This window comes from Streptomyces sp. NPDC051104 (genome assembly GCF_040682835.1).
Classification (GTDB): domain Bacteria; phylum Actinomycetota; class Actinomycetes; order Streptomycetales; family Streptomycetaceae; genus Streptomyces; species Streptomyces cynarae.
In genome coordinates this window covers 1-23,270 of record NZ_JBFBBS010000045.1, presented here as the reverse complement: position 1 = coordinate 23,270, position 23,270 = coordinate 1, and the positions used below count along the sequence as shown (strand labels likewise).

The 23,270-nt window shown below is 70.7% G+C and carries 24 protein-coding genes and 3 pseudogenes; 7 read left to right on the top strand and 20 right to left on the bottom strand.

What is annotated here, in order from left to right:
- Positions 1-10 precede the first annotated feature (10 nt).
- The 10 genes and pseudogenes from AB0N14_RS34290 to AB0N14_RS34245 all read right to left on the bottom strand — a co-directional run bounded on the left by AB0N14_RS34290 (position 11) and on the right by AB0N14_RS34245 (position 10,606).
- Positions 11-1,783, bottom strand: coding sequence for an FAD-dependent monooxygenase (locus tag AB0N14_RS34290; RefSeq protein WP_366029607.1), 1,773 nt, complete (start codon positions 1,781-1,783; stop codon positions 11-13).
- 17 nt (positions 1,784-1,800) lie between these two features.
- Positions 1,801-3,729 carry a maleylacetate reductase and hydroxyquinol 1,2-dioxygenase domain-containing protein gene (locus AB0N14_RS34285; RefSeq protein ID WP_366029606.1) on the bottom strand — a complete coding sequence of 643 codons (1,929 nt, stop codon included), beginning with the start codon at positions 3,727-3,729 and terminating at the stop codon, positions 1,801-1,803.
- A gap of 216 nt (positions 3,730-3,945) precedes the next feature.
- Positions 3,946-4,263, bottom strand: coding sequence for an ATP-binding protein (locus AB0N14_RS34280; protein WP_366029628.1), 318 nt, complete (start codon positions 4,261-4,263; stop codon positions 3,946-3,948).
- Between the two features lie 43 nt (positions 4,264-4,306).
- A pseudogene (locus AB0N14_RS34275) lies at positions 4,307-4,534 on the bottom strand (family 43 glycosylhydrolase); the annotation flags it as partial.
- Positions 4,535-4,538: 4 nt separating this feature from the next.
- Entirely contained in the window at positions 4,539-5,294 is a 756-nt protein-coding gene (locus tag AB0N14_RS34270; RefSeq protein WP_366029605.1) for an SDR family oxidoreductase, read from the bottom strand.
- Between the two features lie 325 nt (positions 5,295-5,619).
- Positions 5,620-6,423, bottom strand: coding sequence for a DUF6042 family protein (locus tag AB0N14_RS34265; RefSeq protein WP_366029604.1), 804 nt, complete (start codon positions 6,421-6,423; stop codon positions 5,620-5,622).
- A gap of 469 nt (positions 6,424-6,892) precedes the next feature.
- On the bottom strand, positions 6,893-8,380 hold the full coding sequence (locus AB0N14_RS34260) for a glycosyltransferase 87 family protein (RefSeq protein ID WP_366029603.1): 1,488 nt from the start codon (positions 8,378-8,380) through the stop codon (positions 6,893-6,895).
- Positions 8,377-9,120, bottom strand: a complete 744-nt coding sequence (locus tag AB0N14_RS34255) for a class I SAM-dependent methyltransferase (RefSeq protein WP_366029627.1) — start codon at positions 9,118-9,120, stop codon at positions 8,377-8,379. The genes AB0N14_RS34260 and AB0N14_RS34255 overlap by 4 nt, the downstream gene beginning before the upstream one ends.
- A gap of 116 nt (positions 9,121-9,236) precedes the next feature.
- Positions 9,237-9,890 (bottom strand): DUF2064 domain-containing protein, encoded by a 654-nt coding sequence (locus AB0N14_RS34250; RefSeq protein ID WP_366029602.1) that lies wholly within the window; start codon positions 9,888-9,890, stop codon positions 9,237-9,239.
- Complete coding sequence (locus tag AB0N14_RS34245; RefSeq protein WP_366029601.1) at positions 9,887-10,606, bottom strand: glycosyltransferase family 2 protein; 720 nt, start codon at positions 10,604-10,606, stop codon at positions 9,887-9,889. Before AB0N14_RS34245 ends, AB0N14_RS34250 begins: the two co-directional genes overlap by 4 nt.
- Positions 10,607-10,719: 113 nt before the next feature.
- Here AB0N14_RS34245 and AB0N14_RS34240 point away from each other — a divergent pair, with 113 nt between their 5' ends.
- Together AB0N14_RS34240 and AB0N14_RS34235 are read left to right on the top strand one after the other, a co-directional pair.
- The gene (locus AB0N14_RS34240; protein WP_366029600.1) at positions 10,720-11,445 is read left to right on the top strand and encodes a response regulator transcription factor; all 726 of its coding nucleotides are present in this window, start codon (positions 10,720-10,722) and stop codon (positions 11,443-11,445) included.
- Positions 11,435-12,547 (top strand): HAMP domain-containing sensor histidine kinase, encoded by a 1,113-nt coding sequence (locus AB0N14_RS34235; protein ID WP_366029599.1) that lies wholly within the window; start codon positions 11,435-11,437, stop codon positions 12,545-12,547. Before AB0N14_RS34240 ends, AB0N14_RS34235 begins: the two co-directional genes overlap by 11 nt.
- 77 nt (positions 12,548-12,624) lie before the next feature.
- Here AB0N14_RS34235 and AB0N14_RS34230 read toward each other — a convergent pair whose 3' ends face one another.
- The 4 genes from AB0N14_RS34230 to AB0N14_RS34215 form a co-directional block, all read right to left on the bottom strand.
- Complete coding sequence (locus AB0N14_RS34230; protein ID WP_366029598.1) at positions 12,625-13,677, bottom strand: NAD-dependent epimerase/dehydratase family protein; 1,053 nt, start codon at positions 13,675-13,677, stop codon at positions 12,625-12,627.
- A 53-nt stretch (positions 13,678-13,730) separates the two neighbouring features.
- Positions 13,731-14,135 carry a hypothetical protein gene (locus AB0N14_RS34225; RefSeq protein WP_366029597.1) on the bottom strand — a complete coding sequence of 135 codons (405 nt, stop codon included), beginning with the start codon at positions 14,133-14,135 and terminating at the stop codon, positions 13,731-13,733.
- A 313-nt stretch (positions 14,136-14,448) separates the two neighbouring features.
- Positions 14,449-14,853 (bottom strand): hypothetical protein, encoded by a 405-nt coding sequence (locus AB0N14_RS34220; protein WP_366029596.1) that lies wholly within the window; start codon positions 14,851-14,853, stop codon positions 14,449-14,451.
- Positions 14,850-15,995 carry a molybdopterin-dependent oxidoreductase gene (locus AB0N14_RS34215; RefSeq protein WP_366029595.1) on the bottom strand — a complete coding sequence of 382 codons (1,146 nt, stop codon included), beginning with the start codon at positions 15,993-15,995 and terminating at the stop codon, positions 14,850-14,852. Before AB0N14_RS34215 ends, AB0N14_RS34220 begins: the two co-directional genes overlap by 4 nt.
- 411 nt (positions 15,996-16,406) lie before the next feature.
- On the opposite strand from AB0N14_RS34215, the gene AB0N14_RS34210 reads away from it, so the two are divergent.
- Both AB0N14_RS34210 and AB0N14_RS34205 read left to right on the top strand, forming a co-directional pair.
- Positions 16,407-16,901 carry a MarR family transcriptional regulator gene (locus AB0N14_RS34210; RefSeq protein WP_366029594.1) on the top strand — a complete coding sequence of 165 codons (495 nt, stop codon included), beginning with the start codon at positions 16,407-16,409 and terminating at the stop codon, positions 16,899-16,901.
- The gene (locus tag AB0N14_RS34205; protein WP_366029593.1) at positions 16,898-17,338 is read left to right on the top strand and encodes a MarR family transcriptional regulator; all 441 of its coding nucleotides are present in this window, start codon (positions 16,898-16,900) and stop codon (positions 17,336-17,338) included. Before AB0N14_RS34210 ends, AB0N14_RS34205 begins: the two co-directional genes overlap by 4 nt.
- Before the next feature lie 73 nt (positions 17,339-17,411).
- Here the strand turns inward: AB0N14_RS34205 and AB0N14_RS34200 are convergent, their stop codons facing one another.
- The 3 genes and pseudogenes from AB0N14_RS34200 to AB0N14_RS34190 form a co-directional block, all read right to left on the bottom strand.
- Positions 17,412-17,567, bottom strand: coding sequence for a hypothetical protein (locus AB0N14_RS34200; protein ID WP_366029592.1), 156 nt, complete (start codon positions 17,565-17,567; stop codon positions 17,412-17,414).
- Positions 17,568-17,683: 116 nt separating this feature from the next.
- Positions 17,684-17,881 (bottom strand): annotated as a pseudogene (locus AB0N14_RS34195) (LysR substrate-binding domain-containing protein); the annotation flags it as partial.
- 139 nt (positions 17,882-18,020) lie between these two features.
- Positions 18,021-18,269 (bottom strand): transposase, encoded by a 249-nt coding sequence (locus AB0N14_RS34190; RefSeq protein ID WP_366029591.1) that lies wholly within the window; start codon positions 18,267-18,269, stop codon positions 18,021-18,023.
- Here AB0N14_RS34190 and AB0N14_RS34185 point away from each other — a divergent pair.
- On the top strand, positions 18,220-18,759 hold the full coding sequence (locus AB0N14_RS34185; protein ID WP_366029590.1) for a GNAT family N-acetyltransferase: 540 nt from the start codon (positions 18,220-18,222) through the stop codon (positions 18,757-18,759). The two genes, AB0N14_RS34190 and AB0N14_RS34185, sit on opposite strands and share 50 nt — an antisense overlap.
- A gap of 13 nt (positions 18,760-18,772) precedes the next feature.
- Here the strand turns inward: AB0N14_RS34185 and AB0N14_RS34180 are convergent, their stop codons facing one another.
- Complete coding sequence (locus AB0N14_RS34180; RefSeq protein WP_366029589.1) at positions 18,773-19,660, bottom strand: LysR family transcriptional regulator; 888 nt, start codon at positions 19,658-19,660, stop codon at positions 18,773-18,775.
- Between the two features lie 64 nt (positions 19,661-19,724).
- On the opposite strand from AB0N14_RS34180, the gene AB0N14_RS34175 reads away from it, so the two are divergent.
- On the top strand, positions 19,725-20,615 hold the full coding sequence (locus tag AB0N14_RS34175; RefSeq protein WP_366029588.1) for a PhzF family phenazine biosynthesis isomerase: 891 nt from the start codon (positions 19,725-19,727) through the stop codon (positions 20,613-20,615).
- Positions 20,616-21,127: 512 nt separating this feature from the next.
- On the opposite strand, the pseudogene AB0N14_RS34170 reads toward AB0N14_RS34175, so the two are convergent.
- A pseudogene (locus tag AB0N14_RS34170) lies at positions 21,128-21,349 on the bottom strand (FAD-dependent oxidoreductase); the annotation flags it as partial.
- Between the two features lie 342 nt (positions 21,350-21,691).
- Positions 21,692-21,814: a hypothetical protein gene (locus tag AB0N14_RS34165; RefSeq protein ID WP_366029630.1), complete on the bottom strand. Its 123-nt coding sequence runs from the start codon at positions 21,812-21,814 to the stop codon at positions 21,692-21,694.
- A gap of 455 nt (positions 21,815-22,269) precedes the next feature.
- On the opposite strand from AB0N14_RS34165, the gene AB0N14_RS34160 reads away from it, so the two are divergent.
- Positions 22,270-22,659: a DUF2267 domain-containing protein gene (locus AB0N14_RS34160; protein ID WP_366029587.1), complete on the top strand. Its 390-nt coding sequence runs from the start codon at positions 22,270-22,272 to the stop codon at positions 22,657-22,659.
- Positions 22,660-23,270: the final 611 nt, after the last annotated feature.

Below are 23,270 nucleotides of genomic sequence, written 5' to 3'. Positions count from 1 at the left end.
GTGTCCTCCCCTAACGCGCCAGGACGTGGCGGAGCGCGCCGAGGAGTTCCTCCCGCGCCGCCTCATCGGTCTCGGCGGCGGTGACCCGGCGCCAGGCGACGTGTCCGTCCGGGCGCACCAGCAGCACACCGTCCTCGGCGATCTCGCTGACGCGGGCCCACTCGCCGTAGGCGTCACGGCAGTTGTCGTCACCGACGCGCACCACGCGCAGTGGTACGCCGAGGGCGTCGCGGCAGACGCGCGCGGCGGTCTCCCAGACACCGCCGGACAGGCCGGTCAGCACGGTGAAGACACCGTGGCCGACGACGTCCAGCGTGGAGACGCGCTCGCCCTGTGCGTCGACCAGCCAGGCGTGCGGCAGCTTGGCGCCCGGCCGGGTCGTCGGCTGGTGCACCAACTCGCGGTCGCCCGCCCACGTTTCGGCCCGGCTGTGGTCGGGGAGCACCGCGGTGGAGACATAGCGCTGGTTCATCTCCACTCCGTGCGCGTTGAACTCGTAGTTCTTCATCTGGATCGCCTCTTCGAGCTGCCGTCTCCTCTTGGCGCCCTCGGATGTCCGCGCCCGTATCGCCGCGATGCCTTCGGCGATGGCCTCCGCGTCGCCGCCGCCGCCGACGCCGAGCACCTCGAAGATCGGCCCGAACTGGTCGCGGCTGAGGTTGGCCCGCTCGACGATCTGCCGTCCCACTGGGGCGCGTTCGGCCGTGTAGCTGTCGAGCAGCGCGGGTCCTGCCTCGCCGCGGATCACCATCCCGAGCTTCCAGGCCAGGTTGTACGCGTCCTGGACGGAGGTGTTGGAGCCCAGTCCGTTGGACGGCGGATGACGGTGCACAGCGTCACCGGCGCAGAAGACCCTGCCGGACGAGTACTCCTCGGCGTAGGCGTGGTTGACCGTCCACAGCGAGGTCGACGTGATCTCCACCGGCAGGTCCGGATCGCCGACGAGGTCGCGGACGATCTTCCGCGCGGCCTCCTCGTCGACCCGCGGCGGCGGCTGCTCTATGTCGTAACCCCACACCAGCAGCCACTCGTTCCACGGGCGGACCATGCGGACCAGACCCATGCCGATGCCCCCGGTGTCCGCGCCGGGCTGCAGCACCCAGTACAGGACACTCGGACGGTGCGCGCAGTACCGGGTGAGGTCGGCCTTGAAGACGATGTTCATGCTGCCGGCCTTGGCCATGCGACCGGCGAAGGGCAGGCCGAGCTGCTCGGCGACCGCGCTGCGCCCGCCGTCGGCGCCGATCAGGTAGCGGGCCCGCACCGTGAACTCGTCACCTCGGACCCGGTCGCGCAGCAGGGCGGTGACCCCGTCCTCGTCCTGTTCCAAGCTGAGGAACTCGGTGTCGAAGCGGACCTTGGCGCCGCGGGCCGCCGCGTTGTCGATCAGGATCGGCTCCAGATAGATCTGCGGCAGGTCGATCATCTCGCAGGGGCTCTTGGCGGAGTACTCCGTGGCCGTCGCGGGGCCGGTGCCCCAACTGCGGATGCGGCCGATCTCGTCGCCCGTGAGCGCCGTGCACAGCACGGTGTCCCCCATCAGGTGGGAGGGGCTGCCGAGGGCCAGCGCCTCCGACTCGACGCCGAGGTCGCGCAGGACCTCCATGGTGCGCTGGTTGGTGATGTGCGCCCGCGGCGTGTTGGCGAGCCACCCGTACTTCGTCACCAGCACGGTGCGGATGCCGTAGGTGGCCAGCAGCAGCGCGGCCGAACCGCCTGCGGGGCCGCTGCCGACGACGAGGACGTCGGTGTCGTACGCGTCGAGCGGGTCGGTGGTCGTCATGGATGGGCGCTCCTCGGTCATCCGGCCAGCGGGGCGAGACGGAAGGTGTAGTCGAGCCGGCACCACTCGCCGTGGACCGGGCGGCCGTCGGGGGTGGGGCCGGACTGCGGTGTGAAGTCGACGACGAGTTCGTCCTTGACGCCGAAGACGGTGTCGCTGTCCAGGTACGCTCCGCCGGCCACGAACAGCTGCGTGACGAGCCGGCGGTGGCCGGGCGCGTCGAACATGAAGTGGAGGTGGGGCGCCCGGTACGGGTGGCGTCCGACCGCGTCGAGCATCTGCCCGACCGGTCCGTCCTCGGGAATCGGGTAGTGCGAAGGCAGGATGGACCAGAAGGTGATCCGTCCCTGGGTGTCGCTGCGCAGCCGGGCCCGCAGCACCGGTCCGTCCAGATCCGGGAGCTGGACGTCGTAGAAGCCGTCCTCGTTGGACTGCCACACGTCCACCGCCGCGTCCTTGACCGGCTCGCCGTCGCTGTCCGTGACCCGTACGTCCACCCACAGCGGGGTGCCGTGCAGGCCACCGGAGATGTCGCTGCCGAGCGCGGTCTCGGGCGGGCCCTCCACGTAGAAGGGGCCGAGCACCGCGGACGGAGTGGTGTCGGGCGTGCGGGAGTTGGTGAGCAGGTCCACGGCGCTGGAGACGCCGAGCGTGTCGGACAGCAGCACGAACTCCTGGCGGGTCGGGCTGCAGATCTGTCCGGTGCGGGTGAGGAAGTCGATGGCGTACTGCCATTCGGCGTCGGTGACGTCGTTGGCCGCGACGAAGGCGTGCAGGTGCCTGACGAGGTCGGTCATCAGCGTACGGACCCGGGGGTCGGGGGCGTGCGCGAAGCTGGTCACCACCTCCTCGGTGAGCCGGGCCAGCTTCGCCTCCGTCGAGGGCGGGCCCTGGGGGCGGCGTCCCTGCCAGGCGCCGGCCAGCAACTCGCCGATGCCCTCGACGGTCAGCTCGCGCGGGTTGGGGTACGGCGTCGAGGCGGCCAGTTCGGCCGCGCGTGCCAGGTCGGACTCCGCCATGCCGAGGTCGCGCAGCGAGGTGGGCCCGCCCAGGGAGACGATCAGGTCGTACACGCCGCTCGGTGCGTCCGGCACGCCCAGGGCGTCGGCAATGCGGCGCATCACCTCGGGCACCGCGGGCGCGTTGTAGGCCATGGCGTGCGACAGCACGACGGTGTGGGTCTCGGCGTGCGGCAGGCCGAAGCTGCCGCCGAGGGTGTGGCACAGCTTGTGGTGCAGGCCCATGCCGACCGTGGCGAGGCAGGTCCCGGCGAGCCAGGCGGCATGCAGCAGGTCGGCCCGGGCCTCCGGGTCGGCCGGATCGGCGGCCAGCCGGGGCAGCGCCCGGGCGATGCGCGCGATCGCGTCGAGGGCCTGCCGGTCCGTCACCGGGTCGGCCTCGGCCGAGTAGAGGGCCTCGACGGCGTGCGCAAGGGCGTTGACGCCGCTCGTCACCGTCATGGGCAGCGGCAGCGTGAGGGTGAAGTCGACGTCGTAGACGACGGTCTCGGGCAAGATCGCCGGGGACGACTGGGTGACCTTGCGCCCGTCCCGGGTTTCGCCGAGCACCGGGGTCACCTCGGAACCGGCGTAGGTGGTCGGCAGGATCACCTGCGGGACGTCCGTGCGCAGGGCCAGCGCCTTGGACAGGCCGGTCGTCGAGCCGCCGCCGACGGCCACGATCGCGTCGGCCGAGGCGTGCGTGAGCACGGTGAGCGCCTCCTCGGTCACCTCGACCGGGGTGTGCATGGCGGCGCCGTCGAACTCCGCCACCACGAGGTCTGTGAGCGCCTCGCGGACCCGCGTGGCGATCCGGGCCAGGGGCCGGCTGGACAGGAGCAGGACACGGGAGCAGCCGAGCCGCTCGACCTCCTCGCGGAGCCGGCCCACCGTGCCGGGTCCGAAGACGACCCGCGAGGGACGGGATGTGTAGACGAACGTCCGCATTGAGTTCTGCCTCCGCGTGTCATCCGGTGTGCGTCGAGCCCTTGGGTCACCGAGTGTGCGAAGGAGGGCGGCGCGTCGTCCTGCACGATGCGCGCGCCGCGCTGCACGAAACACGCATGTGTTCCGGAGTCGGCGCATCGCGCACGACACGCCGGGGTGGGATGGCGCCCGCGCGCTTGTTCCGCGCCGCGGAGCGCCGGTCGTCCCGTCCGGTGCCTACGCCGCCAGGCTCGGCTCCCCCGCAGTGGCGGAGAACGGCGTGACGCGCAGCCAGGCGTACACGCGGCATCCGTTCCGGTCGGGGCGGATCCCGACGTGGTCCACCCGGTGTCGCACGATCCCCATGCCCCGACCATGCTCGTCGGGGGCGACGTCGGCGTTCTCCACCTGAGCACGCGCTCCGAAGTCGGTCATGGCGATGCGGAGCGTGTCGCCCTCGAGAGCCGGCAGCAGGGTCATGTCCGCGCGGCCATGCAGGGCCGCGTTCGCGGCCAGTTCGTCGACGATCAGTACGTCCTGCTCCTCGGCGCCGATCCCCCAGCGGCGGAGTACGCCGGCGGCGAAGACGCGGACCGACAGGACCCGCCGGGTCGGTGGCCGTGAACAGCAGATTCCCGTCAGCGCTGACGTTCGTGACGATCAGTCAGAACCGGCCGTCATGGTGGCGCAGGGTCGGCGCGTAAATCCCTCCTGAGGAAGGCGAGTCCAGCGGCAGGCGCAGTTGGCTCGGCCGGTCCAGCGCGTTGCCGATCTGCGTCCAATGCACCAGATCCCGGCTGTGGAAGATGGGCGCGCCGGGGAAGAACTAGCTAGCCGAGTGTGTGACCGCCGTTGATCTTGATGCGCTCGCCCGTGACGAAGGCCGCTTCCGGTGAGGCAAGGAAAGCCACGGCAGCTGCGACGTCCTCTGGTCGGCCCATGCGTCCCAGTGGCACGTCGGCCGCGTAGGCGGCCAGTGACTCGGGACTCGCTCCGGCATGCCGCTCGACCGGGATCCAGCCCGGCGCAACGGTGTTCACCGTGATCCCGTACGGGCCGAGCGCTCGGGCCCAGCACTCGGTCAGGCTGTGTTGGGCGGCCTTGGCAGCCACGTACGCTGACATCTCGGGCAGGGCGCGCTCCAGCACGTCGGAGCCGATCTGAATGATGCGGCCGACACCGCGCTCCCGCATGGCCGGCAGTACTGCCTGCATCAGCAGTGTGGGGCTCTTGATGAAAAACGTGAGCTGAGCGAGGTGGTCGTCCCAGGTCACCGCCGCCGGGTCCAGCGCGGGCTGCGGACCGGTGGCGTTGATGACGAGAGTGGCGATGGCACCGAGGCGGGCGGTGACGTCCGCGATGAGATCCTTGACGGCGGTCTCGTCCGTCACATCGGCGGCGAACGCCTCCGCGGTCCCACCCGATGCACGTATGTCCGTCACCACCCGGTGGGCCGCTTCGGCCCCTGCCCGGTGGCCGACGGCGACCGGGTGTCCGTCGGCTGCGAGGCGTCGAGCGATCACAGCCCCGAGGCCGCGGGAGGCTCCGGTGACCAAGGCAGTGCCGGTGGTGGCTGGATGTGTCATGTCGCCAACATATGTGGAAGGCGCGCGCAGAACCATGATGTGTCCGGCCGATCACGGCAACCCGCGCAGCTCACTCCCGGCTGACCGTCACCGACCTCCCGGGGCCGCCGATGAAATACCGGTCAAGGACGGGACGGCTGTGGAACGGCTGCTATGAGGATCGGTTTCATCGGCCTGGGCAACATGGGACGCCACATATGCACCGTCCGCCCGTCGCCGGTTTCCGTGCTCAGACAGGTGCCGTGGCACGCCGGATTCGGCGGGCCCGGCGGCGGGGCAGCGCACCCTCCTCGTCCTTCACAGCCGGTCCCGGCGGCGTCCTCTCTCAGGTGCTGTCATCCCCGTCGGCGGGGACCGTGGCCGCGATCCGTCCCTGCCGCCCGCGTCGGATGCGGTGCGTGTGGAACGTGTCCCAGTCGCAGCGCAGCTGGAAGACCTTGTGCGGGGGGATCTCAGAGATGTCCGTGGTGGCCGTGAAGTCTGGTCCCTCCAGGAGGAGAAGGACCGCTTGGCGGGCATCGTGCGAATGGCCGTCGATCACGTGTGCCAGGCGGTCGAGATTTGTAGTGATCTCCTGGTGTCGCAGGCCGGTTGGTTCGAACAAGGCGATGATCCGGGAGGAATCGCCCCCATAGGCAAGGTGGCGGCGCAGCACTTGCTGCGCGCGCAACTCCTCGTCGTCCAGGGGGAAGACCTCATGAGGGCCTGGCAGCGGAAACGCGGGGTACAGGCGCGTCTGACCGTCCGCGTCGGGGATTTCGTGAACGAGCCCGGCGGCGATCATGAGGGTCAGCATGTCGTTGAGCGTGGACAGCGACGGCAACCCGTAGTGAGCTGCATAGCGGGCCGAAGTGGCCGCCTGAGCTGCCCGTCGATCCGCCAAGTCCTTACCGTCACGCTCGTCTCCGTCCTCCCAGCAGGAGGCCTGCCAGTCACCGGAGGGGTTGACGCTGTTGCGCACGAACGGGCGCAGTTCCTCCCGCGTCAAGGGCCTCCCCCTACCGGTGAGGGCCGCCAGCAGCAGCCCCAGCATGGGCGGGGGCATGCGAAGCCAGCCGCCGCCGATCACACTGTGGAAGTGCTGCTCTCGGTGGTCCTGCGACCAGTCGGTCAAAGGCTCCCTCGTCATGCTGGCTTCCCTCCGCGGCATCTCGGTCGGTGGGTGGTTCGGATCTCGGCGGTGCCGATGGCGTGAACGCTCGCTATGCCATCGTCCCGGGGGCGGCCGAGGCAGGTGGAGTGGAGCGGGGACCCGGCACGGCTGGACAACGCAGGCGGAATGCCCGGGTCACAGCTTGTGCCGCCATCCGGGTGCTCAGACCGCCAGCGCATGCTGAGGTATCGCCACCCTCACAGCGGGTGCTGGAACCAACTGTGTCGCCGGGCGCGCTGCCTTCATGGAACCGCTGCCGGGCGGCGGTGAGATACCGGCTGAACGCTTTCGCTGCTGCCCGGAGTGAACGGGTGCTGCTGCATGTATGCCTGCTTCCGCCCGCCGGTTTCCGCCCGGGAGTCGGACGACTCCTGACCGGCGCGGGGGCCTGCACCGGTTGCCGGTCGGGAGGCCCCGGATGAGAGTGTCGGCCGCGGTCGCACCGTCAGATCCACTCGCCGCCGAAGCGCCGGTTGCTGACGTGGGACCGCAGGATTCGGCGTGCGTGGCCGGAGCGCAGGCACGCGCCGGCGGCAATCACGGTTGCTGCGGTGCCGTAGGCCCATGCCTGGAGGGGGAATCCGGGCAGGAGCCGGCCGGCGAGGTAGAGGGCGGTGCCGGCGAGGGTCACCGCCAGCCACTCCCAGCGGCCGTCCATGGCCACGAGAGCGATCACGAGCAGGGAGTACCAGGGATAGCTCGGGGAGAAGAGGAGCAGGGCGGTACCGGTGAGCAGCAACGCGCCACGCCACGGGCGGGCAGGGTCCCCGTGCCACCACACGTACAGGCCGATGAGCGCCAGAAGTACGGCTGCGGTCACTCCTGCGGCGGCGTCCGGCAGCAGCAGTCGCAGCAGGGCGAAGCGGCGTACGTCGCCAGGCTCGTAGCCCTCCTCATGGAGGTAGCCGGGCAGGTAGCCCAGAACATCCGCGCCGGAGGTGATGACGTAGGGCAGGTAGGCGAGGCCGATGGCTGCGACGGCGGCCGCGACGACGCGCAGCACCCTGGCGGGGCTGCGTTGCCCGGACAAGGCGCCGGGCAGGGCGAGGACGGGAAGGAGTTTGACGGCGATCGCCGCGCCGAGCAACGCGCCCCGGCGGGTCCCGGTGGTGGCGGTGCCGAACGCGAGTACGACGAGGAGAGCGCCGAGGGTGTCGATGTGGGCGTTGTTGACCGCTTCCAGGGCGATGGCCGGACACCAGGCCCACAGCGCGGTCCGGGCCGGGGCCCCCTGCGGGTCGGCGCGGCGGCGCAGGACTCGGAGCAGGGCGAGGGTCGTGCCGAAGGTCAGGACGGCGCCTGACGCCTGCAGCGGCTTGTGGCGGCTGTCCGGCGGGGACAGCGCGTGGACGGCGAGGTACCAGCCCTCGGCGACGGGCGGGTAGATGGTGGGGACGCTGGGCCGGTTGATGCGGACGCAGAGGCCACTGCTGGTGTGGCTGAGCCCCCATCCTGTGCAGGCTTCTTGTGTGGGGAACAGCCACTGGTCGCGCAGGCGGGCGAGTTCAGGTGCGGCCGGTGGGTAGGCATACGGGGAGATTCCGGCTGCCTGGACGCGACCGTCCCAGGCGTAGCGGTACATGTCGTCGCTGGTGCGCGGCTGCGCGGTGAGCCCGGCCAGGGCGAGAGCGGCCGAACCTGTCAGGACGAGGACGGTCGCGGCGCGGGCCGGGACCTTGCGCACAGTCCATACGGCTGCGGCGAACAGGGCCCAGGCGACGGCGTATCCGCCGAGCAGGCGGCCGGGGGCGCTGTGATTGTCGCCTGCGCGGAGGGTGTCGACGACAATGGCGGTCAGGGCGGCAAGCAGGATCGCGGTGGCGGCGATTCGGATCCGGGTCCTGTGTGGGGTCGCTCGTGCGGTGGGACGCGAGGGCGGGGGCGCAACGGAGCGCCCGGGGTCGTGGCGGTGCGGGGCGGCGGTGTCGGTCATGGGCGGTCCGGCCCTCCATGGAGCATGGCGTGTGGGACGTCGGGCCCCGGGTCGGGGCGATGGAGTTCCAGGAAGGTGCGGTTGCCGGTTGTCCACCTGCTGGCGAGGATCCACGCGGTGGCGTCGGCGGCGTGCAGCAGGGCGGTGGCGCCGAGGCGGGCCCAGGGAAAGGGGCGTCCGTGTCGGCCGTGGGCGTCCTCGACGCGGACGGTGAGACGTTCGTCCACGTCCTGCGGGGCGACTTCGGCCAGCAGGCACCCGCCGGGGCGAAGCAGTTGGCGCAGGCGGGCGAGCAGGGCCGCAGGGTCGCCGCCGATGCCGACGTTGCCGTCCATCAGCAAGGCCGTCGCCCAGCGGCCCTCTCTCGGCAGTCGGTCGAAGACGGACCGCTGCAGGGCGGTTCCGCCTCGGCGGCGGGTCCGGGCGACGGCGGCCGGACTGATGTCCACTCCGAGCACGGGTATGCCTCGGGCGGCCAGGGCGGCCACGAGACGTCCCGGCCCGCAGCCGACGTCCAGGACGGGTCCGGTGCAACGGTGCAGTACGCCTGTGTCAGCGGCGTCGGGCGCGGCGCAGAAGCCCTCCACGTCCAGAGGCAGCAGCTCGGCCGCCCCCTCGGCGGGCGGTGATATGCGGCGCAGATACAGCGGGCCGCGGCCGACGCGCAGGGCACGGCCGTAGGGGTCGTCCGTCCAGGGCTCCCCCGGCTCGACGGACGCCGGCCGATCAGCGCGCTGCAGGTGGGCTTGGGGCTGGGGAGGCAGCGTGACGTGCAGGACGTTCTCTTCTGACGCGCTTCGCTCCACCAGTTCCGTCCCCGCGGTGCCGGCAGTGCGCGTTCCGTGGGAGGTGCCGCTCACCGGACGCTCTCCGCGAGCGAGGCCAGGGTGGCGGCGAACCGGGATCCGGGCGGGCAGCAGGCGGCCACCGAGGCGGCGTCGGCTGCGGTGTCCACATCGTGCAGCAGTGGCAGGTCACCGACCGTCAGTCCCGCCTCGGTCAGCCTGCGGCGCTGGACGGCCCCGGTGCGGTCGGTGGACATCGGGACGCCCCGGACGAGGGCACCGTCGCGGACGGGGTCGGTGAAGCCCAGGGCCCAGAATCCGCCGTCGGCGGCTGGGCCGAACCAGGCGTCGTGCCCGTCGCGGCCGATGCCGGCCAGCAGGTGCGGAGTGAGTTGCGGAGTGTCCATGCCGACCAGCAGCGAGGGACCGTCGCACACGGTGAAGGCGGCGGCGATCCGCTCGTCGAGGTCGCCGGACGCCTGGGGCACGACCTCGAAGCCGGGTGGCAGCCACGGACCAGGAGCTCCGTCGAGGACCAGCACCCGGCGCCGGGCGGGGACCTGGAGCATCATGTGGAGCGTGTCGGTCAGAGCGGCCTCGGCCAGGGCAGCCGCCTCCCGCGGGGCGTAGGGCGGGGTGAGGCGGGTCTTGACGCGCCCGGGCACCGGCTCCTTGGCAATGACCAGCAGAGTGACCGAACCCTCGGTCGTGGTGCGGGCCTTCATCGGACGCCTCCCGCAAGGCCGGCGCCGGCGGCCGGGGCCGCAGATGGCCGTTCGGCCAGGACGACCCGCATGTCGCGCACGGCCTGCCAGGTGCCGCGCCAGGTGCCGGTGACCTTCGAACGGCCAGTACGAGGTCGGTAGGGCACGTCGGTCTCCGCCACCCGCCAGCCGGCGTCGGCGGCGCGGACGACCATCTGCAGCGGATAGCCGGAGCGCCTGTCGGTCAGGCCCAGGGCCAGTAGCGCCTCCCGGCGGGCGGCACGCATCGGGCCCAGGTCGTGCAGGCGTACGCCGGTGCGGCGGCGGACGAGACGGGCCAGCTCCAGGTTGGCCAGCCGGGCGTGTACGGGCCAGGCACCGCGGGCTGTGGGGCGGCGACGGCCCAGGACCAGATCCGCTGCGCCGTCGAGAACAGGGCCGACGACGGTCGGCAGCAGGCCGGGGTCGAGGGAGGCGTCGCAGTCGCAGAAGCAGACCACGTCGGCCGTGGCGGCGGTGAGGCCCGCGTGGCAGGCGGCGCCGAAGCCGCGCCGCGGCTCGCTGACCACGTACGCACCCAGATCGCGGGCGATGTCCGGGGAACCGTCGGTGGAGCCGTTGTCGACGACGATCGCGCGCCAGCCGGACGGGATCCGCTCCAGCACCCACGGCAGGGCCTCGGCTTCGTCGAGGCAGGGCAGCACGACGTCCACAGAAGAGGGGGATGTCTCGATCACCTCACTCACCCTACGGACGCAAAACACGCATAAGGGATGTCGTCTCCTTACGGATCGCTGACGTCGTTCGGTGCGTCGGTCCGCGGTGGAATCCCGGTGCGAGACTCGGTCGGGTGAAACGCGTACTTGTGGTGGACGACGACCCGACCGTCTCGGAGGTCGTCGCCGGATATCTGGACCGGGCGGGCTTCGCCGTCGACGTGGCCGCCGACGGCCCGACCGCCGTGGCCCGGGCCGCCTCCCGCCAGCCCGACCTGGTGGTGCTGGACCTGATGCTGCCCGGCATGGACGGCCTGGAGGTCTGCCGCCGCATCCGTACGGTCGGCCCCCTCCCGGTGATCATGCTGACCGCGCGAGGTGAGGAGGAGGACCGCATCCTCGGCCTGGAGGTCGGCGCGGACGACTACGTGACGAAACCGTTCAGCCCCCGGGAACTGGTGTTGCGGGTGGAGTCCGTGCTCCGCCGGGCCGGTGCGTCGACGGCCCTCCGGTCCGAGGCGGCGGAGCCTTGGCTGCGGGCCGGCCCACTCGCCCTGGACCCCACGGCCCGGCGCGCCACCCGTAATGGATCCGAACTGGCCCTGACCATCCGCGAGTTCGACCTGTTGGAGTTCTTCATCCGGCACCCCGGGCAGGCCACGAGCCGGGAGCAGCTGATGCAGCGGGTCTGGGGCTGGAAGTTCGGCGACCTGTCCACCGTCACCGTGCACGTGCGGCGACTGCGCGAGAAGATCGAGGACGACCCGGCCCACCCCCGCCTCATCAGCACGGTCTGGGGCGTCGGCTACCGCTTCGACCCTCCCCGGTCACAGGAAGCCGAGGTCGGCCGTGGTCGGTGACACGCTCCTCATCGCGCTGTACGCGGCGATCGGCGCGGGGGGCTCCGGACTGCTGGGAGCGGCGGCCCTGCGGGCGTTGCGCGACCGGTCCGTCGCCGTCTCCCTGGCCGTGGTCGCCGCCGTCACCGTGGCGGCGATGCTCGCCGGAACCATGCTGGTGTCCTGGGCGATGTTCCTGTCCGATCACGACCTGTGGGTGGTGACGATGGTGTGCGCCATGGCCGCGGTCGTCTCGCTCGTCGTGACGCTCATCCTGGGCCGCAGCGTCGTGAAGGGCAGTCGGGAGCTGGCGGAGGCCACCCGCGCCCTCGGAGACGACGGCAGTTTCACCCCGCCCGCCCTGGCGCCCACCGCAGAACTCGCCCACCTCGGTCGCCAGTTGGCTGCCACCAGCGCCAAGCTCGCCGCCTCTCGGGAACGGGAACGGACCCTGGAAGCCTCCCGGCGCGAACTCGTCGCCTGGATCTCCCACGACCTGCGCACCCCGCTGGCCGGTCTGCAGGCGATGACCGAGGCCCTCGAGGACGGCATGGTCGACGATCCCCGCGACTACCACACTCGCATCCGCGCGGAGGTCGGCCGTATGAGCGCCATGGTCAGCGACCTGTTCGAACTCTCCCGCATCCAGGCCGGTGTGCTCGCTCTGTCCCCCGCCCGGATGTCGGTCTACGACCTCGTCGGCGACGCCATCGCCGGCGTCGACGCGCTGGCCAAGGAACACGGAGTCCGGCTCGTGGGCGACGGGGTGGAACCCGTGCCGGTGGAAGTCGACGGCCGCGAGATGTCCCGCGTCCTTGCCAATCTGCTGGTCAACGCGATCCGCCGGACGCCCGCCGACGGCACGGTCGCCGTCTCGGCCCGCCGTGAGGCCGACAGCGTCGTGCTGTCGGTGACGGACGGCTGCGGCGGCATCCCGCCGGAGGACCTGCCCCGCGTCTTCGACACCGGCTGGCGCGGCACTGACGCCCGCACCCCGCCGGCCGGCGCGGGGCTCGGCCTGGCCATCGTGCGCGGCATCGTGGAGGCCCACCGGGGACGCGCGGCGGTGCGCAACGTTCCGGGCGGCTGCCGGTTCGAGGTGCACCTGCCCGCAGCGGTCTGAGGACGACGAGGAAGCAGGACGGTCCGGCGGGAGAAGCCCAGGCCCTCCTGGCGCGGTCACCCGAGAACCGGACGAGCTCACCCGGCCCGCAGGGGCGCCGCCGCGAATTCCGCCATGCCTTCCGCGAAGACGACCTGCGGCTTCCAGCCCAGTTCGTCGCGCAGCCGCTGCGAGGAGGCGGTGATGTGGCGGACGTCGCCGAGCCGGTACTCCCCCGTGACGACCGGTGTCGGCCCGCCGTGCGCCTCGGCCAGCGCTGCGGCCATCTCACCCACGGTGTGCGGCTCTCCACTGCCGACGTTGTACGCCCGCAAGCCGCCCTCCGGCAGACCGTCCACACCGTCCAGCGCCGCGAGGTTGGCGCCGGCGACGTCCCGAACATGGACGAAGTCCCGCCGTTGCCCGCCGTCCTCGAAGACACGCGGGGCCTCGCCGCGCGCGAGCGCTGACCGGAACAGGGAGGCGACACCCGCGTAGGGAGTGTCCCGCGGCATGCCCGGGCCGTACACGTTGTGGTAGCGAAGGGCGGCGACGCGCCCGCCGGTCGCCCGCGCCCACGCGGCGGCCAGGTGCTCCTGCGCCAGCTTGGTGGCCGCGTACACGTTGCGTGGATCGGCCGGGGCGTCCTCGCCCACCAGGCCCGCGGCCAATGGCTCACCGCAGTGCGGACACGGGGGCTCGAAGCCTCCCGCTTCCAGGTCCGCCACCCGGCGCGGCCCGGGCCGTACGGCGCCGTGCCGCGAGCACTGGTACCGGCCCTCGCCGTACACCACCATGGAGCCGGCCAACACCATGCGGGGCACGTCGGCTTCGGCCATACCGGCAAGGAGCACGGCGGTGCCGAGGTCGTTGCAGCCGACGTAGTCCGGGGCGTCGGTGAAGTCCTTGCCGAGACCGACCATCGCGGCCTGGTGACAGACGGCGTCGACGCCCCGCAGGGCGTCGGCCACCGCCTCTCCGTCACGGACGTCGGCATGCCGCCAGTCCACCACGTCGGGGATCGGCGGGACCGTGCGGTGGGCGGCGGGCAGCAGCGCGTCGAGGACGCGCACCTCATGCCCCCCGTCGATGAGGGCTGTGACGATGTGCGAGCCGATGAAACCCGCACCGCCGGTGACCAGGATCAACATGTCACCGACCGTAATGCGGCGCACCTGGCGGCGGGTCGCTCGGTGCGAGGATGTCAGGGGTTCGTAAGCCTTCCCGGCTCCCGCGCGTCCTCGGCGGGCCGGGACGCCGCCACCGTCAGGAGGGCGAAGGCCACAGCGAAGGCGAGCATGGTCAACACGCCCCTGGGCCAGAAGATGTGGCTGTCGACGAACGAGCAGCAGGCGGCGAAGAGGACCACGGAACCCGGCAGTACCCGCACACCATGCCGCCGCCGGAGCACCACGCACGCAGCGAGCGAGGCCACGGCCAGCCCGTACACACCGGTCCGGCCCAAATCGTCCCCGGTGGCGAACAGTCGTCCGGTGGCGCCGTGGACGCCGTGGTCCACCGCAGTGCCGGCGGAGATGCCGGCCACCGCGTCCAGTCCCGAGTAGTACGCGGCGAAACACAGACATCCCGCCCAGGAGACCACCGTCAAGGCCCCGTCTGCATCACGGCGCGGCCTGCCCCACAAGGGGACTACCAACCCGAGCACGAGGAAAGGGAAGACAGGCAGCAGGACGACGTGGAGTCCGACCCAGTGACCTGCCGTCGCCGCTGTCAGATGCCGGGGATGCATCAGACCGGCAGCGGCCAACGACAGTGGAGCGGCGGTCACCAGGGCCGTCACGCGACAAGTGCGGAGGATTCGCATTCGGTGACGCTAGGCCGCCGCCCGGTGCTCCGTCGCGCTCGCCCGCTACGCGTAAGACACCCGTAAGACCGCTCGTCCGTCGACCGGACCAGGGAAGTCACCTATCAGTGCGTCGGCGGCCGCGCCCGAACCCGCGCACGGCCAGCCAGAGCGCCGTCACTGTGGCCACGGCCACCAGTGCGATCAGCCAGTTGCGCGGATAGTCCAACGGCAGCACCGACGAGTTGGCCGTCTTGCCCGGCCGTAGCAGCACGGGCAACGCCACCGTCGTCAACGCACCCGCGACCAGTAGGGCTCCTCGGACCGGACCGCGCACACCGCCGCGCACCACCAGCAGCCCGACCAGCAGCACGACCGGGGCGATCACCACATCGTGCAGGACGACCGCCCAACCCAGCCACACCAGTACATCCCCCAGGTCGCGGACGTCCTCCAGCAGAAACGCCCCGACCCCCATGAGCGCCACACCCGCCGCACCCGCCATCACGCGCAGCGCCTTCATGCCGGCACCTCCAGTCGGCCGACCCACTTGGTCTGCAGAACGCCCGGCCGATTGGGGGCGATGAGCCGCGCCGGGTAACCGTGGTCCGGGTCGAGTTCCTCGCCGTTCAGGCGCAGGGCCAGCAGGGTCAGCGGATCGCGGGCGTGCTCGGGTCCCATCTCCGACACCCGGTAACTGCCCCTCAACTGCAACGACACCACCCGCACCCGCGCATGCTCCGGCGCCCCCGCACGCTCCAGCAGATCCCTGACCCGTACGCCGGTCCAGCACGCCGACTTGCTCCAGCCCTCCACACATGCGATCGGCAGCTCAACCTCGTGCTGTGGCAGGGCGCGCAACTCGTCCAGGGTCAGGGTGTACGACTGCGGGCCGGCCACCACCAGGCGGTACTCCACGGCAGTGATCCCACCGACTCCCGCAGCGTCGGCAGTCCGGTTGACCGGCAGCGCCTGCGGGCCTTTGTCCGGGTGGCGGGGCGCGAACAGAAGGAAGTCCTTCAGCGGGGTGAAGGACTGGCCCACGGTGGTCAGTGTGACGGCCCCGACAGCAGCGCCCACCGCTGCCAACAGCGAGCGCCGGTCGGGGCCGTCCTGCGCGGGCAGGGCAAGCGTCCCGGGCGACCGACGGGCCCAGTACGCCTTGATCTCCGGCGCCTTGACCGCGATGTGCAGCAGCAGCGCCCCGATGACCAGCCAGGCCACCGCGTAGTGCACGGGCACGAACGAGAACGGCCACGGGTACCACTGGGCCGTGTTCAACAGCCCGGTCACCAGCTCGAAGACGGAGCCTGCCACCAGCACCCCGACGGACAGCCGCTCCAGGGCGTGCTTGACCGACCGCACCAGCGGCCATTCATACAACCGCGGATACACCGTCCACAGCTTCACCAGCAGCAACGGGATCGCCGCGATGCCGGAGGCGACATGAAGTCCCTGAGTGAGCCGATAACCCCACGCCGGGCGGCTCGGGACTCTGTCGGCCAGCCAGGCCGGCGGGTGTTGCATGAAGTGACTGACCAGTCCGGTGACGAAGCAGACGGCGAACGCCACCCCCAGCCACCGGCCGACGGAGGTCGCCGTGCGGGCATCGTGCAGTCTGCCCTTGAACACCGGCGGAAAGAGACCCAGTTTCATGCCCTCCATCCCACTCGGCGCCTGGCCGTCACGGAACCATCGAACTCTTACGGAACACGGACGTTCCGCCAGTGGGACGCCGGAAGCTGCCGAGTGCGATGATCTTGGTTCACGGGGCGTGGAGATCTGACAGACGAACAATGGGCGTTGCTGGAGCCGCTGTTGCCGAGGGGAAGAAGCCGGGACGGCCGCCGATATGGACCAGGCGGACACTGACGGTCCCGTTCTCGCACAGCCACGGCGAACAGACATGTAGCGCTGAGTGGTGCTCAGGGCTGGATCCAGCGCGAGGATCGGCGGTTCAGCGGTCCCGCCGAAGGCGTTGATCCGCCGGTCCGTCGCGGCGCTGAGTCGGGTACGCCGTCACATCCGCCCCGAAAATAGTAGCCATAGCTATAGTAGCCATGTAATGTGTTGGCCATGAGCAAGGGTTCACCGGGTCCCACGCCTGGTTTCCTGGTGTGGCGGCTCGCCAACAAGTGGCGCGTCGCGGTCGATCGCGCGGTGGCTCCGCTGGGCCTCACCCACGCGCAGTACTCGCTGGTCGCGTCGCTGCACGGCATGCAACGCGCCGGCGAGCGGCCCAGTCAGCGCCGACTCGCCGACCACACCGGCCTGGAGGCGCTGTACGTCTCGAAGCTGGCACGCGCCCTGGAGTCGGCCGGCCTGATCGAGCGCACACGCGACCCGCGCGACCCGCGCGCCGTACAGCTTTCCCTCACCGAGCAGGGCCAGGCCGTCACGCGGCAGGCCATCACGGTGGTCCAGGAACTGCTTCAGCAGTTGCTGGAGCCGCTCGGCGGCCTCGACGCCCCGCGGGCGCGCGCGTTCACCGACGAGCTGACGACCCTGCTCGACGCACCTCTCGTTCCATCCGTACCGATCGACGAGAACACTCAGGGGACAACACCATGACCACCACCGCACCCCTCGCCGACGCCCGCGCCCTCGGCCTGGCCCACTACGCCGCCCGCGGCGTCCTGGAGCACGTCCTGGCCCGGCACGGCATCACGTTCCAGCAACAGATCGCCCTGCGCACCGCCATCACCGCCGACGCCCCGCAGACGCCGGACGATCTCGTCGCCCAGATCCGGGGCTCCCTCAAGGCCGATCCGGCCGACATCCGCGCCACGCTCGACGAACTGCTGGCCAAGCAGCTGCTCGTCTCGGACGGCACGCACCTTCACCCCACGGACGCAGGGCGCGAGCTGACCGCCGCCGCCGGCGCGGAGACCGCCCCCATCTCGGCCCGCATCTGGGGCGGGATACCCGCCGAGGACCTCGCCGCCGCCGGCCGCGTCCTCGCCCTGGTCACCGAACGTGCCAACGCGGAGCTCGCGGCGCTGACCTGATGTACCTCCCACGTGCGACATCTGTTCCCGTGCCTGCCCTTGGCATGGGCCCAGCGTGCGACCGGGACCGCGGTCAGGCAGTGGCGCCGCCGCCCACGATCAGGTCGCTGCCGACCACGGAGGCGGTAATGGAGCCGGTGGCCGCTGCGACCGCGGTGGCCGTGCGGACGAAGGCGGCGACGGCCGGTGAGCGGTGGCCTTCGCTCTGAGGGCGCTCGCCGTCGCACACGCCTGCCGGGGCGGTGGTCGGTGAAAGCCGCCTCGGTCGGCGGGTGTTTTGTCGGGGAGCGTTCTGCCGGCCAGCTCGGCCAGGTGCAGGTGCCGGCGGAGTGCCAGCGGATCGTCCGCTGCCAGGGCGATCAGGCGGGGTTCGGTCAGCAGCGGTTCGATGTCCCGATCCCCGTCGTCGAAGGGAGTGGCCAGTAGCGCGATGTCCGCCCGTCCGTCGCGCAGTGCCGGCAGTTGCTCGCCCCGTCCGCCCAGCACGAGTTCCACCGGGAACGCGGCCGCCTCACGCTGGTATTCGGCGAGAATCTGTGGCAGCAGTCCCCCGTCGTAGTCGGCCTTCAGTGCCAGTCGCAGAACGGGCTCGGGCTGACCGCCCCGCCGGGCGCACCGGGTGGCCGCAGCGACCGCGTCGAGCGCGGTCCGTGCGTCACGGAGCAGGACCTCTCCGGCGGGGTCAGAGAGACCTGGCGCGTGGTGCGCTCCAGCAGCCGCACGCCGAGCTGCCCTCCGTGTCCCGGATGGCCCGGTGCGCGGTGCTGACGGTGAGGTGTGCGGCGGCTTTGGGGACCTTCGCCTCCAAGGCGTCCAGGACGTGCCGCATCTGAGCCGTCACGGCGTCGGCGTCGGGCTGTTCGAAGACCGTTCGCAGCAGGGTGGCCACCCAGGGCTGGGCGGACTTGGGGACCTGGCTCAGCAGGTTCAAGCTCGTGCAGGACGCGGGACGTCAGTGTCGTCATGACGCGAGTCCATCAGTTGCCCTCCTCGCGATCCACCGTGACTCCGAAACCTGCCTGCACAACCCCTCGGACGCGCTCACCCGGCTCGATGAGGCCGGGGTACTCCATCGCCGCTGGAACGACCAGTGGCAGCGGTGCGGATACGGGTACTGGGCCGTTCGACGCCACGGCCCCGCCTGCAACGGGGCTTCTACGCGATCAAAGCCCGTGGAACTGCACAGCATGAAGGTCCTCGACCTCTTCTACCGCTTCGCCACCTCGGCCTGGGGCCAAGGCCTCGCCAGCAAGCCCGCAGCGGCAGTAACCGCCTGGGCATCCCCCACCTTCCAACCTCCCACTGATCGCCCGCGTCGGGCCAGTCAACATCGCCTCGCTGCGCGGGGCGAGCTTCCACAGCCTCTTGCCGTCGCCCTGGTCGGGTGGTCGAAGCCGCCGGAGAGTTGCTGTGCACGGTGATCGTCTCGCTCCGCTACGTATGGAAGTGGCGTACAACCTGGGCTGCGACGGCGCGCGCTGCGCGGGAGGGCTGGCGGCGGCGGTGGCGTGCCAGGTGGACAGGGACATTGGGGAGTGAGGGGCCCGGTACTGCCGTGAGGCGGCCATCGCGTAGTGATTCGGCTACGTTGGCATGGGGAAGGACGGTCAGGCCGAGTCCGGCTGTGACACAGGCGCGGGTGGCTTCGATTCCGCCGAATCGCGTCAGCCGGGGCTGGGCACCAGCGACCGCCTGTAGACGTTCAGCGAGCCAGTCGCTGTAGGAACAGCCTTCCTCGTGGAGGAAGAAGTTCTCCCGCGCCAGTTCATCCCAGGTCGTCGGCTGTTCGCGGCCGGCGAGAGGATGGTCGGGGGCGCAAAGCAGGACCAGGGGCTGGCTGGTGATGCGCTCAGCCGTGACGTCCGGGTAGTCCACCTGTTCCTCCAGCAGGAGAGCGCAGTCCAGTCTTCCTGCTCGCAGTCCTTCAACGGCGGCGGCGGTGCTGCACGCCTGAAGGTGCACTTCCACATCGGGGTGGAGGCGGCGCAGCGCGGCGATCACGCCTGGCAGATGGGCAGAGCACAATGTCTCGCCCGCGCCCACCACTACCGTCCCGTTGACCGGACCATCCTCGGCGGCCGCCGCGAACAACCGTGACTCGGCCTCCAGGACTTCTTCGGCCAGGGTAAGCAACCGTCGCCCGGCCTCGGTGAGCAGCGCGCCTCTGGCCAGTCGATCGAAGAGCCGGGTGCGCAGTGTGTTCTCAAGGGCTCTGATCTGCACGGTGACCGTGGACTGCGCAAGCTGAAGCTCAGCAGCGGCCCCGGTGAAGCTTCCTGTCCTGGCGAGTGCGGTGAAGGTCTGGAGCAGCCGGGTATCCATGACCGAACCCTAGCAAGCCATCGCAAACATCGATCGATTTCATTAATCATCATCGTTTGCATTAATGCCGCAAGGGCGGGAGTGTAAGGGCATGACTCGCTCAACGGTTACCGATGTCCTTCGCTACGCCGCGTTCACCTCCCACCCCGACGGGGGAAATCCGGCCGGCGTCGTACTCGACGCCGCACAACTCGACGAGCAGCAGATGCTGGCGATCGCCGCCGAGGTCGGGTACTCCGAGACAGCATTCGTCACCTCTCGCGACGAGCAGCACCGTCGGTTCACGCTCCGCTACTTCAGCCCCCTCGCCGAGGTCGCCTTCTGTGGGCACGCCACCGTTGCCGCATCGGTGGCGCTTGCCGAACACATAGGCCCCGGTCCTCTGGTCTTCGAAACGCCTGCTGGCGAGATCAAGGTAGAGACCGTGGCCGATGGGCATGGTGCTGTACGGGCGACACTCACCAGCGTCCCCACCTGGTCCCGTCCGGCACAGGCCGCCGAGGTGGACGCCACGCTGTCAGCCCTGGGGTGGGAAAGAGCCGACCTCCACCCGGCGCTTCCGCCGCACGTTGCCTTCGCCGGCAACGAACACTTGGTGCTCGCTGCCGGCTCCCGTGACCGACTGACCGACCTCGACTACGACTTCGAGGCCCTCGCTGGTGTCATGCAGGTCTACGGCTGGACGACGGTGCACCTGGTCTGGCGGGAGCGCGACGACCGCTTCCACGCGCGTGACCCGTTCCCCGTCGGCGGCGTCGTCGAAGACCCAGCCACCGGAGCAGCAGCAGCCGCGTTCGGAGGCTACTTGCGTACGCTCGGCCTGTTGCCCCCAGCGGGTGTGATCGCCATCCGTCAAGGCGAGGACATGGGACGGCCAAGCGACCTGATCATCGAGGTAGGCCCAGACGACGCTCGCGTACGGGTCACCGGCCACGCCGTGCCGATCGCCGGATGATCAGGACCGGACGCCATGCGGATTTGGGTGGGCCGACCCATAACGAGACGGCCCCTATCCCGTTCTCCACGCATCTATGGCCGACCGGGTGCGAGCGCGTATCACCCCCTCTCCAGGCCGCCACCGACTGCCCTGCCCAGTTCCTCCCGGAGGTCGGGGGTGTCGGACGACTCTCTGGATGAGCATCAAGCCGGGGCTTGGCGACGCTCACGACTGCTGATCGCGGTGGGCAGTCTGATCCTGCCTCGTGCACGACGACACGGTGAGCACGAGGTGGAGGCAGCCAGTGCTTGTCGTCGACACCGACGTTGTTCGGGTGCAACGCCCAGTTGAAGGCCGGTGAACTGACGTGTCCCTCGTGCAGGGGCGTGCTCGCGCCGTGGGGACACGACCGGTCGCGGGAGATCCGTGAGGATCTCAGGTCCCGGCACTTCGTTCGTCCTCGTCGTTCGCGCTATATCGGCTGCCGGGTCACGTACGTACTGCCGCCGGAGGTGTTGTGGGCGCGGTGGGAAGGTGTCGTTGTCGGACGGGAAGACGCCGGCGAGCGCGAACGGTGCTGCCGAGCCCGTCCTCACTCGCCCTGGGTCACGTGGGCCGTCGGTGCGCAGGCGGTACCAACGGCACAGATAAGCGATCCCGGTGCGATGGCTGTCGACCAAGGGCGGGCGGCAGCCGGCCGAGATCAGCCAGGCGGGCACCGGCGAGCGACGACCGGAAGCATCGACGACGAGACTCGTGCAGCAATCATCAGCAACCGAAGAATCACCGGCCTGTCGGCCGGTGTGATCGCCGCCTGACGGCGGCCCGACGACCTGAAATGGGCGGCATTCCGGCACCACGACGGCCGCTGCCGTGCACCTGGCGCACCGCTGGGAGAACGTGTGCAATGAAGCGGGCGGCCCCGCGGGCTCAGCGACGACAACGGCGTACCCGCCTTCGCCTGGCCGCCCGCTCGCAAGAGAATCCTGCAGCTCGGTAGGCCATTGCCGGTTACGGCACACCAGCCCCGCACCACCGGGAACCCGAACAGGTCAAACCAGCTCACCTCGCGAGCGGCCCCCGCCATCGTGCGGCTACCTACCGTGACCGTTTGCTTTGCGCAGGGCGCTGCTCAGGCATGCCTCGATGAACCAGATGAGGTTGTAGTCCTTGTCCTTGGTGCCGGTGACCTCGCCGGTTTCCGTGCTGCTGGCCATAGTGATCCTCTCCCTCTCCTTCATCAGCGAGGACGATGCCTGTCGCTCAGGGTGGACGGGGCTGAAGATCGCCCGGCGGCCGCCGTCACTATGACCTGGGCGGCCTGCCGGGCGGCTGCGACTACCCAACCCGCCTGCCGACCACGACTCATGCGCAGCCCCAGCATCCGAGGCATTCGGCTGCCGACGGCGACTGGGGCGGCACATGAGTCTGTGGCCCGAAGATCGCCCGCCGTCAACATCACCAGGGCGGTCTGCCAAACAGCAGGCCGCGGGGACGGCAGTCGCACAGCGACGACGCTCAGGGCAGGACCGTTGTACGCCCTGGCGCCGAGACCACTTGCGGCAGAAGAACGTTCGGTCCGCAATGAACAGAGGCACGCCCTGCTGGTGCCCCGCGTCACCGGCTTGGCGAACCTCCAGGCGGGAGCGATCGGGAGGTGAGGACATTGACGATGGACTGGGACGCCTTTCTGGCCGCGGTCCAGGAGCGCGGCGAATACTCCTCACCACAGGAGGCCGAACGGTCCGCCCGCGTCGTGCTCGCACTCCTGGGCGCCCACCTGGTCGGCCAGGTGCGGGACGAGTTGGCTGACCGGCTTCCGGAAACGCCGGCCCGGGTGCTGCTGAACCCGCTGCAAGCCCACGAGCCGCTCCCGCCGGAGCGGTTCATCCGGGCGACTGCAGCCTGGATCGAAGGAGCCACCGAGCAGACCGCAACATGGGACATCAGTGCCGTGCTCAGTGTGGTCGCCGAGATCGCCGGGGACGACCTCCTCGATCGCATGCTGCTCCAGCTCCCACCCGGCTACGATCTCCTCTTCGGCCACCCAAAGCCAGCCTGATCCAGCAGCCGCAGGTGGAGTGTGCAGCGGCACGGTTGGCGGCTCCCGGCTGGCTCGCATGCCCGGTACCGGGGCTCGGGCCACGGAGGTTCCGAGCCGCGCGTGCGCGTGGTACCCCGGCCGCTGGCGGCCGGGCCGGTAGGGCTGGACGCCGTGGGTGGGGCGGGCTGCAGAGGCGGCGGCGACAGGCCGGCGGGCTTGCGCAGCGCACCAGCGACAACGGCGGTCGGTCACTGGGCACCGGCCCAGCCGGGTGGGATGGTCACTGCAAGAGCGCAGCATCGCAAGAGCTCCCCGAGCCGGTCGCGGACGGACAGCGCCGTACCGGAGGAGGTGCGTGAGACAGGTCGACAACCGGGGCGGGCGGTCTTCGATCAGCGGAATGAAGTCCCCGCCCTCCGTATGCTCCGGTGGCGTCGCGCACCGCGATGCACTGACAAGGACGGCAGTGCCACCGTCCGGAGAGGCTTCTACCTCTCAGAGGGCGGTATGTGACGTGATGCCATGTTTGTCGTCGCTGGAACGTGTGGCTCAGGCGTATCGGGGCTGATCGGGGAGCCCTGTCGTGCTGGAGTGTTCTTCGTGAGTGACCGCCAGCCCTACAAGAGCGA

Bases quoted from the DNA above. Each gene is read 5' to 3' on its own strand.
- AB0N14_RS34290 (WP_366029607.1), bottom strand. From the start codon at position 1,783: ATGACGACCACCGACCCGCTCGACGCGTACGACACCGACGTCCTCGTC.
- AB0N14_RS34205 (WP_366029593.1), top strand. From the start codon at position 16,898: ATGACCACCACCGCACCCCTCGCCGACGCCCGCGCCCTCGGCCTGGCC.
- AB0N14_RS34210 (WP_366029594.1), top strand. From the start codon at position 16,407: ATGAGCAAGGGTTCACCGGGTCCCACGCCTGGTTTCCTGGTGTGGCGG.
- AB0N14_RS34270 (WP_366029605.1), bottom strand. From the start codon at position 5,294: ATGACACATCCAGCCACCACCGGCACTGCCTTGGTCACCGGAGCCTCC.
- AB0N14_RS34220 (WP_366029596.1), bottom strand. From the start codon at position 14,853: ATGAAGGCGCTGCGCGTGATGGCGGGTGCGGCGGGTGTGGCGCTCATG.
- AB0N14_RS34250 (WP_366029602.1), bottom strand. From the start codon at position 9,890: ATGAAGGCCCGCACCACGACCGAGGGTTCGGTCACTCTGCTGGTCATT.
- AB0N14_RS34285 (WP_366029606.1), bottom strand. From the start codon at position 3,729: ATGCGGACGTTCGTCTACACATCCCGTCCCTCGCGGGTCGTCTTCGGA.
- AB0N14_RS34215 (WP_366029595.1), bottom strand. From the start codon at position 15,995: ATGGAGGGCATGAAACTGGGTCTCTTTCCGCCGGTGTTCAAGGGCAGA.
- AB0N14_RS34265 (WP_366029604.1), bottom strand. From the start codon at position 6,423: ATGACGAGGGAGCCTTTGACCGACTGGTCGCAGGACCACCGAGAGCAG.
- AB0N14_RS34160 (WP_366029587.1), top strand. From the start codon at position 22,270: ATGGACTGGGACGCCTTTCTGGCCGCGGTCCAGGAGCGCGGCGAATAC.
- AB0N14_RS34260 (WP_366029603.1), bottom strand. From the start codon at position 8,380: ATGACCGACACCGCCGCCCCGCACCGCCACGACCCCGGGCGCTCCGTT.
- AB0N14_RS34175 (WP_366029588.1), top strand. From the start codon at position 19,725: ATGCCGCAAGGGCGGGAGTGTAAGGGCATGACTCGCTCAACGGTTACC.
- AB0N14_RS34230 (WP_366029598.1), bottom strand. From the start codon at position 13,677: ATGTTGATCCTGGTCACCGGCGGTGCGGGTTTCATCGGCTCGCACATC.
- AB0N14_RS34165 (WP_366029630.1), bottom strand. From the start codon at position 21,814: ATGGCCAGCAGCACGGAAACCGGCGAGGTCACCGGCACCAAGGACAAG.
- AB0N14_RS34180 (WP_366029589.1), bottom strand. From the start codon at position 19,660: ATGGATACCCGGCTGCTCCAGACCTTCACCGCACTCGCCAGGACAGGA.